Consider the following 13,921-nt stretch of genomic DNA (forward strand, 5'->3'; position numbering starts at 1 on the left):
GTGAATGGCGGCGCGCGGAGAGGGGTCTTGGGGGGATGCTCTGGAGATTTTGCCACCTCCCCCCTGGGGGAGGTCGGGAGGCTGTTTGGAAGAAGGTGGCGAGCGGTGGTGGTGGGGGTGGGAAAGCAACTAAATGCCAGGCATTATTTTCGGAAATGGCGGCGCGCGGTGAGGGTTCGGGGGAGGTGGAGTTGTGCCGGCTTGCTGGGGAGGGCGGGGGCGCCGTTCCAAAGAAGGTAGCGCGCACGGGGGTGGTGCCGGTGGGAGCGACGCATTGACTAAATGCCAGGCATTATTTTTGCGTATGGGTGCGTAAGTCTTTCTAGATCAGTATTATGCGTGGAAAATAGATGCGTGGAGGGTGGCGCGTGTTTGGGGGAGGGCGGAGACCCTGGGGGGGCGGCGTCTCGCTGAGAAGAATGCGGGCGTCTGGGGGCTGGGGAGGGCCTTCACCGAGGGCTGCGGGTGAATGGTGGATCTCCCTGCTTTTCTGGGAAGGCGCTGCGAAGGCGCTGCGAAGGCGCTGGGAAGGCGCTGGGAAGGCGCTGGGAAGGCGCTGGGAAGGCGCTGGGAAGGGAAGAGGGGGGGCGGGAGAGTGACTAAATGCCAGGCATTATTTTGCATCTGGAAGCGCAAGTATTTCTAGATCAGTATTTTGTGTGGAAAAGGATGCGCGGAGACTGGCGCGTGGGGATGGGGAGGTCTGGGGTGGGGGATGGGGGAGGTCTGGGGTGATTTCGCGTCCAATCCGCCGGGGCAGGGGGATTGCGTGGGGCATGCAGGGATCCGGGGGGATGGATGCTGCGCGGCTGCGCTGCTACGATGCTGCGCTGCTGCGAACTGCGCTGCCGGGATGCTGCGCTGCCGGGATGCTGCGCTGCCGGGATGCTGCGAGCTGCGATGCTGCGCTGCTACGATGCTGCGATGCTGCGATGCTGCGATGCTGCGATGCTGCGATGCTGCGATGCTGCGATGCTGCGATGCTGCGATGCTGCGATGACGGGCGGATGGGCTGGCTGAGTGCGCCTTTTCCTGGCAGGCTTTTTGAGTCCATGACTCCCCTCCGCCCCTCGGCCTCATCTCACTTCACGTCATCTCACTTCACGTCACGTCATCTCACTTCACGTCACGTCATCTCACTTCACGTCACGTCATCTCACTTCACGTGACTTCACTTCATTTCTTCTTGTCCCCGAGGGCGAGGACGTAAAGGGGGAATTTGTGCTGGGCGGTGAGGCCGTTGCGGAGGTGGAGCTGGATGACGACGTTGATCTGCTGCGACCGCGTGAGGGTGGAGGGGGCGCGGTAGGTGAAGCGGCCGGAGCTGCTGACGGCAGCACCGGGGATCTTTTCCTGCAGCTCGCAGCCGGTGAGGAAGGTGGGATCGCTGAGGGTGAGCTGGTATTCAAACGGGCGGCCGGCGGTGACGATGGGGAAGGGGCGGGAGGTGACAAAGGCGCCCGCGGCGGGCAGGGCGCGGGAGATGGCGGGGAGATCAAGGTGCGCCACCTGGAGGACTCTGCCGCCGCGGCTCAGGAGGGTGAGGAGGTTTTTGTCTCCCAGGGGCTGCACCCGGGGATGGAGGGCGGGGTCGTTTCCATTCACCCCGTCGCGGAGCGTGAAGAGCTCCACGCAGGCGAGATCGAGCAGGGGCCGGCCATCGTCCGTGGCATAGAGGCGGATGGTGGGGGTGCCGAAGTCGCTGCGCAGGGCGGAGAAGTAAGTGCCGCAACTGCTGGGGAAGCGGCTGCCGCTGTCGCCAAACTGGCTGGTGGAACGGTTCTCCCACCGGGCGGTGGAGCCGCAGGTGAAGACGCGGTCAAACTGCGGCTCCTTGCCGGCGGGGGGATAGAGTTCCACGTTAAACTCGGTGGTGAGCGCGGCGGAGACGATGAGGGCCTTGCTGCCGCAGGAGACGAGCCGGCCGTCTGAGGAGGCGAGCAGGTGGTTTGGCAGGCCGGAGGGGGAACTGCGGAGCTCCCCCACCACGCCGGTGATCCACTGGCTGCCCTCCGTGGGGGTGTAGGGCGCCCATTTCCCCGGCTGCAGGGTCTGCTTGTCCAGAATGAGGGCGTTGTTTCCGAGTCCGGCGCCCTGCCCGGCGATGATCTGCGGCGCGCCGCCTTCCTCCAGCAGCAGGGTGAGGGGCCCGGCGGGCTGGTCTCCCACGCCGAGGGCCGCGAGCCTGGCCTGGCCGGGCATGGGAAAGCGGTGCGTGATGGTGAAGTCTGGCAGGGAATGCCGCGTGAGCAGGCGGGTGACGGTGTTGTAGAGGAAGACGACGTCTCCGGCGAGAAAGACCTGCGTGCCATCCTCCACCCCGAGGCTGCCGGCCTCTTTCCAGTCGCGCACGGAAAAGAGCGCGAGGGAGTGGTCCTGCATGCGCAGGGCGAGGTAGTCCGTGAGGCCGGGCTGCACGCGGGCGATGGGCCGGGGGCTGATGTGGAAGCGGGCATTCAGCGGCAGCGTGGAGCGGCTGCGCACGGCCTGCGCCAGATCCTCCTGCGCCATGCTTTTTTGCTCGGCAAAGGTGGGGCTGCGGGCCTGCCCGCCGGCGCGCAGCTTGTCCGCGGGAGTCTTTTGATCCCTCTGCGGCACCGGCAGGGCCAGCACGGCCTGAGGCTGGGGGCCGGCGAGATGCAGCACCACGGTGAACACGCCTTCCTGCTGCGCGGGTGCCTGCGGCTGGGAGGGGGCCTGCCCCCCTCTCCCTGGCCGTGCCCCTGGGGTTGTGGGTGTGGGTGTGGGTGCTGCTGTGGCGGCGGATCCGGGGAGGGTGAGCTTCATGTCAAAGTCCACCTCGGGGGGCAGGCCCAGCGGGGGCACCTGCCAGGTGAGGGTGCCGTCTGCCCCGGTGGTGCAGCCTTCCGGTGTGTGCGCGGTGGCCACCTGCGCGCCGGGCCCCAGCACGCGGGGCGTGAAGCGGAAGGTGCCGCCGCGCTGCACGTGGCAGTCGGGGTAGTTCAGCAGCACGGGGATCTTTGGCGCGGGCAGGCGGGCGCGGTCCAGCGTGTGGAGGGTGATTTTTTTCTCCCCATGCCACAGCGCCAGCGTGAGGGACCCGGCATCCAGCCACACGCGCTGGGAGAAGGTGTCCCACTCCGCCGGTGGCAGATCGCCGGCCTCTGGCAGGGCCACGGAGACCCAGGGCTCGGGGGAGGTGAAGGAGTAAAAGGTGCACTGCGGCAGACCCGTGCCCGCGGAGAGGGGCGCGCCGCGGGTGAGCACAAAGAAGTTCGGGCTGGTGGCCAGCGGGCCGCTGACGGAGCTGAGCGGCATGTCAAAGGCGGGCCTCTCCGGCCCGCCGGGATAGCGCAGGCCCTTGAACCTTTCCCACACGCACTGGCCGCCCACGGTGGGCAGGACGCGGTCGCTCTCATTGACCTTGTCCGTGACAAATCCGCTGAGCACATCCTGGTAGCGGAAGCACGGGATGGTGGAGGACTCGGGCTTTTTGAGCGGGCGCGCATAGACCACGCTGCCATCTCCCGCGGCGAGGTAGTAGAAATCAGCCGCGTGCTTCAGCTCCTCCGGCGGCCGCAGCGCGGCGTAGGGGCTCACGCTGAGGTCCCTGGCATCGCAGGCCAGCGGGCCGTGGTCCCCCAGCACCAGGAGGGGGGCGTCATCGCTGAGGCAGCCGGCTGCCAGGCCGTGGTAGGACATGCCATCCGGCAGGCGGGCGGTCTTTTCCAGCGCGAGGGTCTGCGCATCGTAGCGGCGGATTTCGCGCCGGGCGGGGTTCAGCACAAAGAGCGCGTCCAGATTTCCCGCCACGTGGCAGGCGCGGAGGTCCTCCGCGGGGAGGGGCAGCCACTTTCCGCCGGCCAGGGAGAGGCGGCGCCAGTGCGGGGCGTCCGCCAGCTTCACGAGGAGCTCGCGCCCTTCGCCCATGGGGGCGGCGTAAATGATGGGGCTCTCCGTGCTGAGCTCCACGCTGCCGGATTCCGCCACGGGCGGGCCGGGGGCATGGAGGGTGTGCGCGCCACCGCCGCGCCGTGCCAGGGCCGCCCGGAAGGCGTCCGCACGGCTGGAAGCGTAGCCCGGGGGGCCGGGCGGCATGCCGGCGGCCCTGCCGCCCCGGCCCATCATGCCGCCGGGGGGCGGCGCGCCGTTGGGACCGGGCATGCCCATGCCCACGGTCATACCAGATCCTGCCATGAGCGTGGCGGGGCCGGTGGCGCTGCCTGGCTGCGGCGGCGGCACCGGGGCATCCGGCCAGCCCGGCCGGAGAAACGGCGGGGTGGGTGGGCCGTGCGGCGGGGTGGTGGCCGCAGGGGGGGCGGCATCCGCCCCGGCCACTCCCTTCGCGCTCAGCCCCACCGGGCCGCCGGGGTGCGGTGTGAGCACCACGAGAAACGGCGCCGCGTGAAACACCACCTCCCCGCCGGGCCGTGCCAGCCGCACCTGCACCAGGCGGAAAATGGCGGCCTCCCCCTGCCGCGGGAGATTCAGGGTGAAGAGCAGCGCGCCCGTCTGCGCGGGCTGGCAGGGGATGAGATCATCCTGGGGAATGGGCAGGTGATTTGCCTGCGCCTGGCGCGTGCGGCGGAGCTCCGCCGTGGGCACGCTCTGCACGGCCACCTGGTACTCCAGCGCCTCCTGCGGCGGCAGGTCCAGCTCTCCATGCACGGCGACGTTGAACGCCACGCCGCCGGCGGCGCCGGGCATGGTCAGGGAGAATTGCACGCTGTTTGGGATGTAGTGGAGGTTCCGCACCTCCGCGACGGGGGGCAGCGCAAACGCCTGGAAGCGCCACATTCCCGCCAGGGGGCCGCGCGCGGCAAAGCCCGCCAGCCGCCCGTCGCTGAGAAGGATGGGGGCTGAATCTGGGAGAGAAGCGGCCACCGCCCCGCGCGGCGGTGCCTCCGCGGTTCCGGCCTGCGGTGGCGCGTCCGGTGCTGCTTCTGCTCCTGGTGACGGTGACTGTGGCGATGACGATGACGATGACGATGACGATGACGATGACGATGACGATGACGATGACGATGGTTCCGCGACCTTCAGCCGTCCGTCCTGCAGCCGTGCCTGGCGCGCCGCCACGGCCGTGCGGCCGGGCAGGGGTGTCACGCCATTCCGCGTCTGAGGCAGCGCCGCCATGGGCTGCTGCTGAGCGTAGGAGACCACGAGCAGCCCCGCGTTGTCCGCCTCTGCCGCAGGGTTTGTGCCTGCTGCGGGGGTTGTGGTTCCCAGACTCTTTGGTTCTGCGGCGGGGTTGGTGTTTCCGGCAGGGGTGGCGCTCGTTTCAGCAGCCGGGGCCAGGGTCACGCCCGGCTCCAGGCTGTAGGGGAAATCTTCCGAGAACTGCAGCACCGCGGCATGGGTGAGCGCATCAAAGTGCACCAGCGTGCCGCGCTGCAGCGCCACGAACGGCGAGCCGTTGGCGTCATACTTCTGGCGCAGCACTTGGATGGAGCAGTCTTTGTCCTGAAGATCCGCCTCATCAAATCCTGGCAGCAGCACTGCGGCAAAGCGCCGTGTGCTCTCCGGCGCCAGCGCCGCGCCCACGGTCTGGTGCCGCAGCACCACGCCCGTGTGCTCCCGCTGCGGCACGCCGGAGGTGGAGACCCTGACCAGCACCGCCGCGCTCTCCAGCTCAGGCGTGAGCACCAGCGCCTGCGCCCGGGGCTGCTGCTGCTGCGGGGCGGGAGCCGCCGCCGGGGATGGAGTGGCAGCCGGCGTGCTGGGAGCGGCAGCCGCGGCGGAGTCCGCAGCCGGAGCGGGCGTGGGTGAGGAAGAAGCCGGAGCGGAAGCCGGAGCGGGAGCCGCCTCCGCCGCAGGCGGCGGTGCCGCATCACTGCCGGACTTTCCACAGCCTGCCAGCCAAAACACCGCAGCCGCACAGAACAAAAAACGCACATTCATAAAAGGAGGAAGTAAAAAAACCGGGGGGCGGGACTCGGGGCCGCAGCCCCCGTCATCGGCCAGGCTTTTCCTATGCCATCCACCCACCCGCCGCGCCATCGGAAAAAAAGGGTGGAGAGAGCGGGAGGACAGAGGCAGGGGCAGCGGCAGAGTGCAAGTCATTCACAGAGATCCTGGATGCTTCGGTCTCGACTGCTGCCCGGAACTCATCGGTTCTTCGGACGCCCTGGCGCCATTCATACGCCCCTGCTTGCGGGGAAGGGAAAGGCAGGGGGCTCCTCATTCACATTCAGCGCGCCGGCCGGGACTTTTCAAAACCATCCGGAAAAACATTTCTGTGGCCTCTTTTGCACCACGCCCTAAATATCCGCCGCCTTCTTTGTTCACGCACTCACGCCCCTGCACACGCTGCGCCGTCCGTCCGCCCCTACGCATGACATGACATGAGATAACATAACATCACATGACACCCGACCCTTTTTCCCAGCTCTCCCAGGAGAACGTGCAGCGCGCGCAGGATGCGCTGCGCGCGGGGCAGGCGGTCTTTGGCGGCCGCTTTGTGCTGCAGCGCCACCTGGGCCAGGGCGGCATGGGCCAGGTGTGGCTGGCGCAGGACACCGTGCTGGAGCAGCCCCGCGCGCTGAAGTTTGTGCTGCCCACGCTGCTCACAGACGCCACCGCGCGCAAGCGCCTGCGCAATGAGGCCCGGCTGGGCACCGAGCTGGCGCACTCGCGCATCGTGCGTGTGTTTGACTTTGTGGAGGAGCCCGACGGCGCGCGCCATGCCGCCGTGGTGATGGAGTATGTGGACGGCCGCACGCTCTCCGATCTGCTGGCGGAAAAAGACGCCGGGTTCTTCGAGCCGCACGAAATTGAAAAATGGATACGCGATGTCATCTCCGGCCTGCGCCACGCGCATGAGGAGCGGCAGCGCTACCACCTGGACCTCAAGCCCGGAAACATCATCATCGAGACCGCCACCGGCCACGCGAAGCTGCTGGACTTCGGCATCTCCCGCTCCGCCAAGGACGCGCTCACCCGTGTCACGGGCCAGGTGAGCAGCGGCACGCTGCCGTACATGAGCCCGCAGCAGCTCGAGGGCGAGCCCCCCTCCGCGGCGGACGATGTGTATGGCCTCGGCGCCACGGTGTACGAGCTCCTCACCGGCACGCCGCCCTTCTTCCGCGGCAAGCTGGAGATTCAAATCTGCGGCAAGGAGCCCGAGCCCCTGATGGCCCGCCGCCGGCAGAACGCCCGCGAGGGGCTGAATGCCAGCATCGGCCAGGAAATACCAGCGCCCTGGCAGCAGTGGGCCGCCGCCGCGCTCTCCAAAACGGCGGCAGACCGCATCCTCACCGAGCCTGATGCTCAGGCGGCTGCACAGTCAGGAAGTGCTCCATCAGCATCTCCGCAGCCGGAAAAGACACCGCAGCCGCAGAGTATTCCGCTGCCGGAGACACGGCCAGCCTCGGAGCAAAACGCGGCGGGCTCCTCCAGCGCTCCGCCTTTGTCGCACCTTCCACCGCAGCCAGGCGCTGCACTTCAGTCAGACACACCCGGCAGCCAGAGCAGCCTGCCGCCCTCCTCCGACTCTTCTGCTCCAGCGGCCCCGAGCCTGACCCTGGCTCGGAGTAGTTCGGTGAACCCCTGGCTCATCGCCTGGTGGCTCATCCCCATCATCTGCCTGGCCCTCGGTGCGGTGCTGCTCACGTCCACAGTTCCGGATGATGTCGCTTTTGCCGTGGGGATGATCATCTTCGGTGCCATGACGGCGGCGCTTCTTGTCGCAGTCAGAAGGCGGAGGCTGTCCTACGCTCACCTCACGGCTATCACTATCGTGGCGCAGCTCATCGGTGAAGGCGGGATGTTGTATCTTAATGAAAAATACCACCTCTGGATCATCCTGCCATCGAATGCAGCCGCCTGCCTCATGTACCTTGTCCTGGGGAGCAATGCGCACCGGCGAGAGCTGCCGCCAAACCAGGGCCGCAACATGCACTGTGCGGGCCTGTTGATCGCTGTGTTCAGCATGGTCTGCCTTATGGTGGCAGACATTGGCAGGATTTGGGAGCATCGTTGGGTCTTTGGCCATCCAGCGGGAAACTGGCTGAATCTTTCCTCTCTCTTCGCCAGCTTGCTTCTCTCTTCCAGTTTTGCCGTGCTCTACTGCCGTCGGCATTCTCAGCTTGGTCGCGTTCCGTATCCCTTGTTTCTTGGCTTTGGCATGCTTCTCACATCGATCTTCTGCACGTCGGTTGGAGTGTCCGTTGTGCGGGGTTCGTTTCTCGACATCTCAAACATCCCCAGTGCTGCATCCCTCGTCATGATGTGGTTCATCCTGCGCTCCACCTTCAGTGTCAGCCCCTGGGCCGTGCTGCTGCCTTGTCTTGCAGGCCCGTTCGATTTTGCCGCCGAGCGCATGGACTTCCCCACCGCTCTTACCGCCCTCCTCTTCGCGCCGCTGCTCTGGCAGTGGCTCCGCGGCCTCATGGCCGGCCGCCAGTCCGCCACCTGAAGCCGCGTTCCTCAGGGAGGAATGGGAGACCTATGCGATCACTGACGAAATGTATGATCCCTATGAACGCTTCGCTTTTTGTGAGGGGGACCGCATCACGTTCGTGTGGAAAGAATATGACGACCCCGAGGGCGATTTCAGCTTCGACAGCGTGAGCAGGAACGAGTACAACCGAGTCCTCCAGGAGGTGGATGTCTTCATCAAGAAGCTCAGAAACGGAGCCAAGACCTTCTATTGAAGATGAAGTGGTCCCATCCTGAAGTGGCCCGCACAGTCCCCTGTGCGGAACGGGCGAGCGTGTGGCGGGCAAGCCGGGAACAAAGAGGTTCGGACTTTGAGTGTCAGGGGATGCATGCGTTGGCTTTGCGGCCTGCGTTCCGCTCAGAGGACGGAGCGGGCCACTTTCTGGGGCAGAGGCACCTGCTGGCAGCAAAGAGCGTGCTCCCGCGCCCCCTTCAGGGCGCGCCCTGCACCCACGGGGAACTGGCGGTGGCGAACCCCAGGGCTTGTCGCTGCGCTCCGGCGCCCTGGGCTGAGTCCGGCGGCCCTTCAGGCCGCATAGCGCATGAGAGATGCAGACCCCTTTTTAATTGGGAAAACGGAGTCAGGATGCAAAGAATTGGCAGTAATATCCTGGATGTTTTCGGCAGCGAACATTGTCCAGGGAACATTCATTCGTTGGAATCGGGAAGCTAAGTTGGCTGGAGCATTGCAGTGGCGATTTGGTAAGTATTTGCACCCTGACCCCATTTACATGGAATGGCGCTTGCTTAGAGCATTTTAAATTATTTCATGGCCTTGCAGAACTGCACAGGCTTCGCAAGCCAAAGGCTGGCGCACATAGTGGTCCGCACAGTCCTCTGTGCGGTTCGAGCGTGCACGGCGGCCCAGATACCGCACAGAGGCAATGCCATGAACCGCCCCGCACCCCTTTTCCGCCTGCTGCTGGCCTGCGCTTGTCTCGGTCTCGGCTTTGCGCGGCTCTCCGCGCAGGAGGCGGATCTGCGGCCGCTGCTGGACGGGCTGGCGCATCTGCCCAATGCCTCGCTGCGGTACACGGTGCGCTACCATCAGAGCGACCTGCCAGCACCTACCACGACCGATTATGCGTTCTGCCACTGCGACGGCGCGTTCTACATCAAACGCTACAGGCATTCCGCCAGCCAGCCTGCATGCGATCCGGACCTGCTGGTGGAATGGCTGGCCTTCGATGGCGAGGTCTTCCAGCTTTACCACCGCGATGCGAACCTGATCGTGATGGGAAAGGACGCCGCGGGCCCCAGGCTGCGTCCTTTTGTGCAGTCACTCTTCGCCTTTCATCCGTGGTTCTGCTCCATCTGGCATGCCTTTTTTCTCGGCAGCAAGGAGCTGTTTTGCCTGCCGGGCATCTGCACCGCGGGCAGCCTCTTCCAGGCAGCGCCGGACCTTGCACGTGTGGCGGGCGGCACACGGGTGCAGCTCCAGCGCACTTCGCCGCATTGGAGCAGAGTGCACATCACGCTGGACGCCGCAGCCCGCCTGCCCGTGCGGGTTTTGACCGAAGTGCTCCCGGAGAAAAAGGAGACGCTGGTGGAGGTCACGCAGTGGAGCCGGCCCTGGCCGCTGAATCAGGCGCCTGCCTTCATCTACCCTCTCCACACGCGGCAGACGCTCACGCTGCTGGAGGGCGGTGCGGCGCGGCCCGTCTTTGAGATCCTCGTGGATCCCGCCCATGCCACGCCCGCCGACAATGTGCCGCCCGCTGAATTCACCATCCCCCAGACGCTGGCCAGGCGCGTGATCAATCTCGACACACAGACCACGATGGAGATCCGGTGAGGTGGGGCGGGATGGGATGCGGCATAGCGCTACACTCCCTGGGGAATCGTGGGACGGTCAGAGACGGAGACGATCAGACAATGAGACGGGGGAGTGTGGAGGAAGGGCTGCGGTGTGAATGGAGCCCGGCGGTGCCTGGACATGCACGATGCTCCATGGGCGGCTGGTGTGACGGAGTATTAGGAAATCCAGTGGAGGGTATGCGAATACGGCGCGGTGGGCGTGCGGGATTTCGTGGGAGGCGGCGCCGGGTGGGGGCGGTGCCGGGGTGGTCACGGTCTTTCGAAGAACCAGGCCTCGTGGGTGGCGAACCATTCTTCCCGCGCGGCGGCCTGGGTGGCGAGGGCCTGGATGGCGGCACGGCGCAGTCCTGCACTGGGGAGGTGGGTGGCGTCCACGGAGAGCTGGATGTGGATGGCGGAGGTGAGATTTTGCTGGTCAGGGCGGAGGAGGCGGTGTCATCTTGGGGGCATGAATTCGCCAGATTTGAAGGGTGTTGTGGAGAAGATCCGGGCTTCGGGGTGTCTGAGTGCGCAGGAGATGGAGAAGCAGGTGATGATGGTGCATGAGTGGGAGGCGCTGATGCGGATCGACCAATGGGACCGGTGGTGGGAGGGGGAGCTGAAAAACCACGTGTGCCGTGCGGCAAAGCTGGGGAAGCGGCATGTGCCCACGCTGAGCGATGCGCTGGTGTTTGGCGCGTTTGGGATTTTGTGCGGCGCGTATGGCGTGTTTCTCTTTTCGCAGATGCGCGAGGGCATCTTCGATCATCCGTGGGGTGCGGGGCTGGCGTGGGGCATGCTGGGACTGGCGGGTCTGCTGCTGTTTCAGGCGGGCCGGAGCATGGTGCTGAGGCGGAAGTTTAAGCCGGCGCTGGAGACGTACGAGGCGGGCCGGAGGGGCGAGCTGGGCGCGCTGAGGGCGGAGCACCGGCCGGGCGCGCGCATGTGCCTGAAGTGCCTGAAATACACGGAGTGACTTCGGGTGGTCGTGGCGATGCTGGGGCTGATGCGCGATTCTGCGCTGAGGCTGAGGCAGCGGCTGACTGGGAGCTCGTTTGAAGAGTGGGAGCAGGGAAGAAGAGAAGAGAAACTGAATTTTAGATCGTTGAATTTTAGACTATGAATCCATCGCAAAGCCAGATCGTGGAGAAGGTGCGGATGTCGGGCTGCCTCAGCGCGGAGGAGCTGCGGGCGTTTGAGGAGTTTTCAGAAAGCTGGGAGACGCGGCAGCAGGTGCACCAGTGGGACCAGTGGTGGGCTGGCGAGGTGCCGAACCACATCATCTGCGTGAAGACGAACGGGGTCAGGACCTATCACCTGCCCACCTCGGGCCAGTCCAAGGTCACACTGGGGCTGGGGGTGTTCTGCATCCTGTTTGGGATCAGCGGGGCGATCCCGCTGGTGCCGATGGGCCTGGTGATGGCGGGATTGGGTGTGCTGGTGATGTTCAGGGCCAAAAAGGACAAGGGCGGATGGCAGGCCTACGAAGGCGCGCGCCAGACCTACTACGACGGCCGCAAGGCGGCGCTGCAGTCCCTGCCGCAGGAGTTTCACCCGGCCGGAAGGATCTGCCTGCGCTGTGTGAAGGCGATTGAGTGAGCGGGGGCGGGGCGGGAGTGGTGGAGTGGTAGGAAAGAGGCAAATCGTTGACGGACGATCATGGATGCTTCCGGCATGGGCTGCGCCCATGGCCCTTCCATGCATTGGACTCGGGACTCTGAGTGACTTGAGTTGCGCTGCGCGGCGGTCAGCGGTGATTTTGGCGAGCGTTTGAGGTATGGGTGATGGGGAGGGGATCAGACTTGGCGTGCAGGTTTCTACACTTCTCCCGCTGGCTCCAGATGGACGCCGCCAGCGGCATACTTTTGCAGCAGCATCTCGCGCTCGTGCTTGAGGTCTTTCAGGATGGCCTCCCGCTGGGCGGAAGGATCACGCGCTGAAAAGGCCTGGGTCTCCTGGTCGATCTTGCGCAGGAGGGCCAGTCCGCGCCGTCGGAGGAGGGACTGCCGTGCAGGGGCACAGCGTGAGACGGCGGCGGCGAGTTTTTTCCATGCCTTCGAGTCCGACTTCCTGGGTACGCAGGTTTCGGGGCTCAGCTCCCAGAGCGGGCCGGCGCAGGAGGCGCAGCGGAGCGGTGTCTTGAGGCCACCCGCAGCCTCCGCACGCCGGGTGCTGCGGCAGGGAAGGCAAATGTACGTGCGCTGGGACATGTGGCTGGGGGCGCCGGAAGGTTTCGCACGCTCAGTGACAGCAGCATGCAGAGCAAGGTGAACATTGCAGCGGGTGGTGCCCCGGCGGGCGATGGGAGGTAAGGGCGTGTTCCCGCGCCCCTTCAGGGCGCGCCCTGGACAAGGGGGCGGGGTGGTGGCGAAACCCAGGGCTTGTCGCTGCGCGACGGCGCCCTGGGCTGAGTCCGGCGGCCCTTCAGGCCGCGTGAGGTGGTGATGACCAACGGCCGTTGAGAACGAGCCTGAGGCAGCGTGTCCCGGGACGGTCGTGGCGGCAGCAGGCCCGTCTGTCAGCGGGCTGTTAGCGCCGGGGCGTGCGAATGTCCTCGAAGTCGGGCGGTTTGGCGGAGAGAGGCGGAGGAATTTGAGAGGGTTCTCGACGCCAAACACGACCGACCTACGGCCGGAAAGGGGCGCTCTGCGCCTGCATGCTGACAGGCCTCTGCCCTGCCGCAATTGAAACACGCACGCGTTTTCAATGCGTTCGTGGTATTACTGCCTGTTGATTACTGACTACCGGCTACTGACCACTGGCTACTGACTACCGGCTATCATAGATCCCTTTTCAGCCCCGGCCCCTGCGTCTTTTCACCCGCGTCCTCGCTCTTCGCCTGGGCCGGCTTCAGTGGCTGCAGGGGGATACGGCGGTCAGAAGGGGACTCGCTGCTGATGGTGATCACTTTCTCGGCAAAGCCGTCGGAGCCCAGGGTCACCTCAAAGGATTGGGCCGCGGCGCCGAAGATGTCTATAAACCTGCCGTCGGAGTCGCTGCCGAAGCGGGTGTTCACACGGGGGGCGCTCCAGAGGTCGGAGTCATCGGTGCCGGTGGGTGTTTTGATCTGGTAGGAAATGTTATTGAGGCCCTTCCCGGTGGCGGCATCGCAGGGCCGGACCCGGACTGAAACGGGGCGGAGCCTGGCGTGGATTTCCTCCACCTGCCGTGTCTCCAGGTGCACGGCGGAGGCCAGGGAGACTGCGACCACGGCCACGGCCCAGGCGAGCGATTTTACCGAAGGGCGCTCTTCCGCGGCGGTGGACTGCGCAAACCATGGCAGGTGGCTGCTGCGTGTGAGCACCCAGAGCACATACAGGAACCCGGCCGTGGCCAGCGCCACGCTGAGGATCGCAGCCGTGCTGTCTGGAGCCTCCAGGGGCGTGCCATCCCTCCGGTGCTCATAGGCCAGCCAGGCCGAGCCGCCCACGGTGAGCGCGAGTCCCACACCCGCGAAAAAGAGGGCCCACTTTCGCGAGGAACTCCGCCCGACGAGGATGCCATGGCCGATGGGGATGGCGAGAAATCCGAGCTGGATTTTGAAGTGGCCGTGGATGAGCTCCGCGATCGTCTCCACCAAGAATCCGCAGCCGACGGCGATCCAGAGGGCGCCGACGATGCAGAGGTGGCGTGGGGGAAGGGAGTCCATGGCTCCTTTTTTTAAAAGCAGGTGCAGGGTGAAGTCACGCACAAAGCTCCTGACGGTTGGCGTCAGGCCGGGCGC

The 13,921-nt window shown here is 65.8% G+C and carries 9 protein-coding genes; 5 read left to right on the forward strand and 4 right to left on the reverse strand.

Features of this window, described 5'->3' with window-relative positions:
• Positions 1-1,176 precede the first annotated feature (1,176 nt).
• The gene (locus ACILSQ_RS26215; protein ID WP_395746650.1) at positions 1,177-5,862 is read right to left on the reverse strand and encodes a hypothetical protein; all 4,686 of its coding nucleotides are present in this window, start codon (positions 5,860-5,862) and stop codon (positions 1,177-1,179) included.
• A 463-nt stretch (positions 5,863-6,325) separates the two neighbouring features.
• Between ACILSQ_RS26215 and ACILSQ_RS26220 the strand changes: the two genes are divergently transcribed.
• From ACILSQ_RS26220 to ACILSQ_RS26230, 3 genes are all read left to right on the forward strand, one after another.
• Entirely contained in the window at positions 6,326-8,377 is a 2,052-nt protein-coding gene (locus ACILSQ_RS26220; RefSeq protein WP_395746651.1) for a serine/threonine-protein kinase, read from the forward strand.
• A gap of 49 nt (positions 8,378-8,426) precedes the next feature.
• Positions 8,427-8,615, forward strand: coding sequence for a hypothetical protein (locus ACILSQ_RS26225; protein ID WP_395746652.1), 189 nt, complete (start codon positions 8,427-8,429; stop codon positions 8,613-8,615).
• 674 nt (positions 8,616-9,289) lie between these two features.
• A complete protein-coding gene (locus tag ACILSQ_RS26230) occupies positions 9,290-10,195 on the forward strand; it encodes a hypothetical protein (protein ID WP_395746653.1) in 906 nt (301 codons plus the stop codon).
• Between the two features lie 272 nt (positions 10,196-10,467).
• Here the strand turns inward: ACILSQ_RS26230 and ACILSQ_RS26235 are convergent, their stop codons facing one another.
• Positions 10,468-10,593, reverse strand: a complete 126-nt coding sequence (locus tag ACILSQ_RS26235) for a hypothetical protein (protein ID WP_395746654.1) — start codon at positions 10,591-10,593, stop codon at positions 10,468-10,470.
• Positions 10,594-10,666: 73 nt separating this feature from the next.
• Between ACILSQ_RS26235 and ACILSQ_RS26240 the strand changes: the two genes are divergently transcribed.
• Both ACILSQ_RS26240 and ACILSQ_RS26245 read left to right on the forward strand, forming a co-directional pair.
• Positions 10,667-11,173, forward strand: coding sequence for a hypothetical protein (locus ACILSQ_RS26240; protein WP_395746655.1), 507 nt, complete (start codon positions 10,667-10,669; stop codon positions 11,171-11,173).
• Positions 11,174-11,316: 143 nt separating this feature from the next.
• The gene (locus ACILSQ_RS26245; RefSeq protein ID WP_395746656.1) at positions 11,317-11,796 is read left to right on the forward strand and encodes a hypothetical protein; all 480 of its coding nucleotides are present in this window, start codon (positions 11,317-11,319) and stop codon (positions 11,794-11,796) included.
• 218 nt (positions 11,797-12,014) lie between these two features.
• Here ACILSQ_RS26245 and ACILSQ_RS26250 read toward each other — a convergent pair whose 3' ends face one another.
• Together ACILSQ_RS26250 and ACILSQ_RS26255 are read right to left on the reverse strand one after the other, a co-directional pair.
• Entirely contained in the window at positions 12,015-12,407 is a 393-nt protein-coding gene (locus ACILSQ_RS26250; protein ID WP_395746657.1) for a hypothetical protein, read from the reverse strand.
• Between the two features lie 569 nt (positions 12,408-12,976).
• Positions 12,977-13,846 (reverse strand): hypothetical protein, encoded by an 870-nt coding sequence (locus ACILSQ_RS26255; RefSeq protein WP_395746658.1) that lies wholly within the window; start codon positions 13,844-13,846, stop codon positions 12,977-12,979.
• Between the last annotated feature and the right edge of the window lie 75 nt (positions 13,847-13,921).

The sequence above is a fragment of the Prosthecobacter sp. genome (genome assembly GCF_044227185.1).
GTDB lineage: Bacteria > Verrucomicrobiota > Verrucomicrobiia > Verrucomicrobiales > Verrucomicrobiaceae > Prosthecobacter.

What these genes read in the sequence shown, in the direction of transcription:
- ACILSQ_RS26220 (WP_395746651.1), top strand. Translation starts at nt 6,326, where the DNA reads ATGACACCCGACCCTTTTTCCCAGCTCTCCCAGGAGAACGTGCAGCGC.
- ACILSQ_RS26240 (WP_395746655.1), top strand. Translation starts at nt 10,667, where the DNA reads ATGAATTCGCCAGATTTGAAGGGTGTTGTGGAGAAGATCCGGGCTTCG.
- ACILSQ_RS26230 (WP_395746653.1), top strand. Translation starts at nt 9,290, where the DNA reads ATGAACCGCCCCGCACCCCTTTTCCGCCTGCTGCTGGCCTGCGCTTGT.
- ACILSQ_RS26245 (WP_395746656.1), top strand. Translation starts at nt 11,317, where the DNA reads ATGAATCCATCGCAAAGCCAGATCGTGGAGAAGGTGCGGATGTCGGGC.
- ACILSQ_RS26250 (WP_395746657.1), bottom strand. Translation starts at nt 12,407, where the DNA reads ATGTCCCAGCGCACGTACATTTGCCTTCCCTGCCGCAGCACCCGGCGT.
- ACILSQ_RS26255 (WP_395746658.1), bottom strand. Translation starts at nt 13,846, where the DNA reads ATGGACTCCCTTCCCCCACGCCACCTCTGCATCGTCGGCGCCCTCTGG.
- ACILSQ_RS26225 (WP_395746652.1), top strand. Translation starts at nt 8,427, where the DNA reads ATGTATGATCCCTATGAACGCTTCGCTTTTTGTGAGGGGGACCGCATC.
- ACILSQ_RS26215 (WP_395746650.1), bottom strand. Translation starts at nt 5,862, where the DNA reads ATGAATGTGCGTTTTTTGTTCTGTGCGGCTGCGGTGTTTTGGCTGGCA.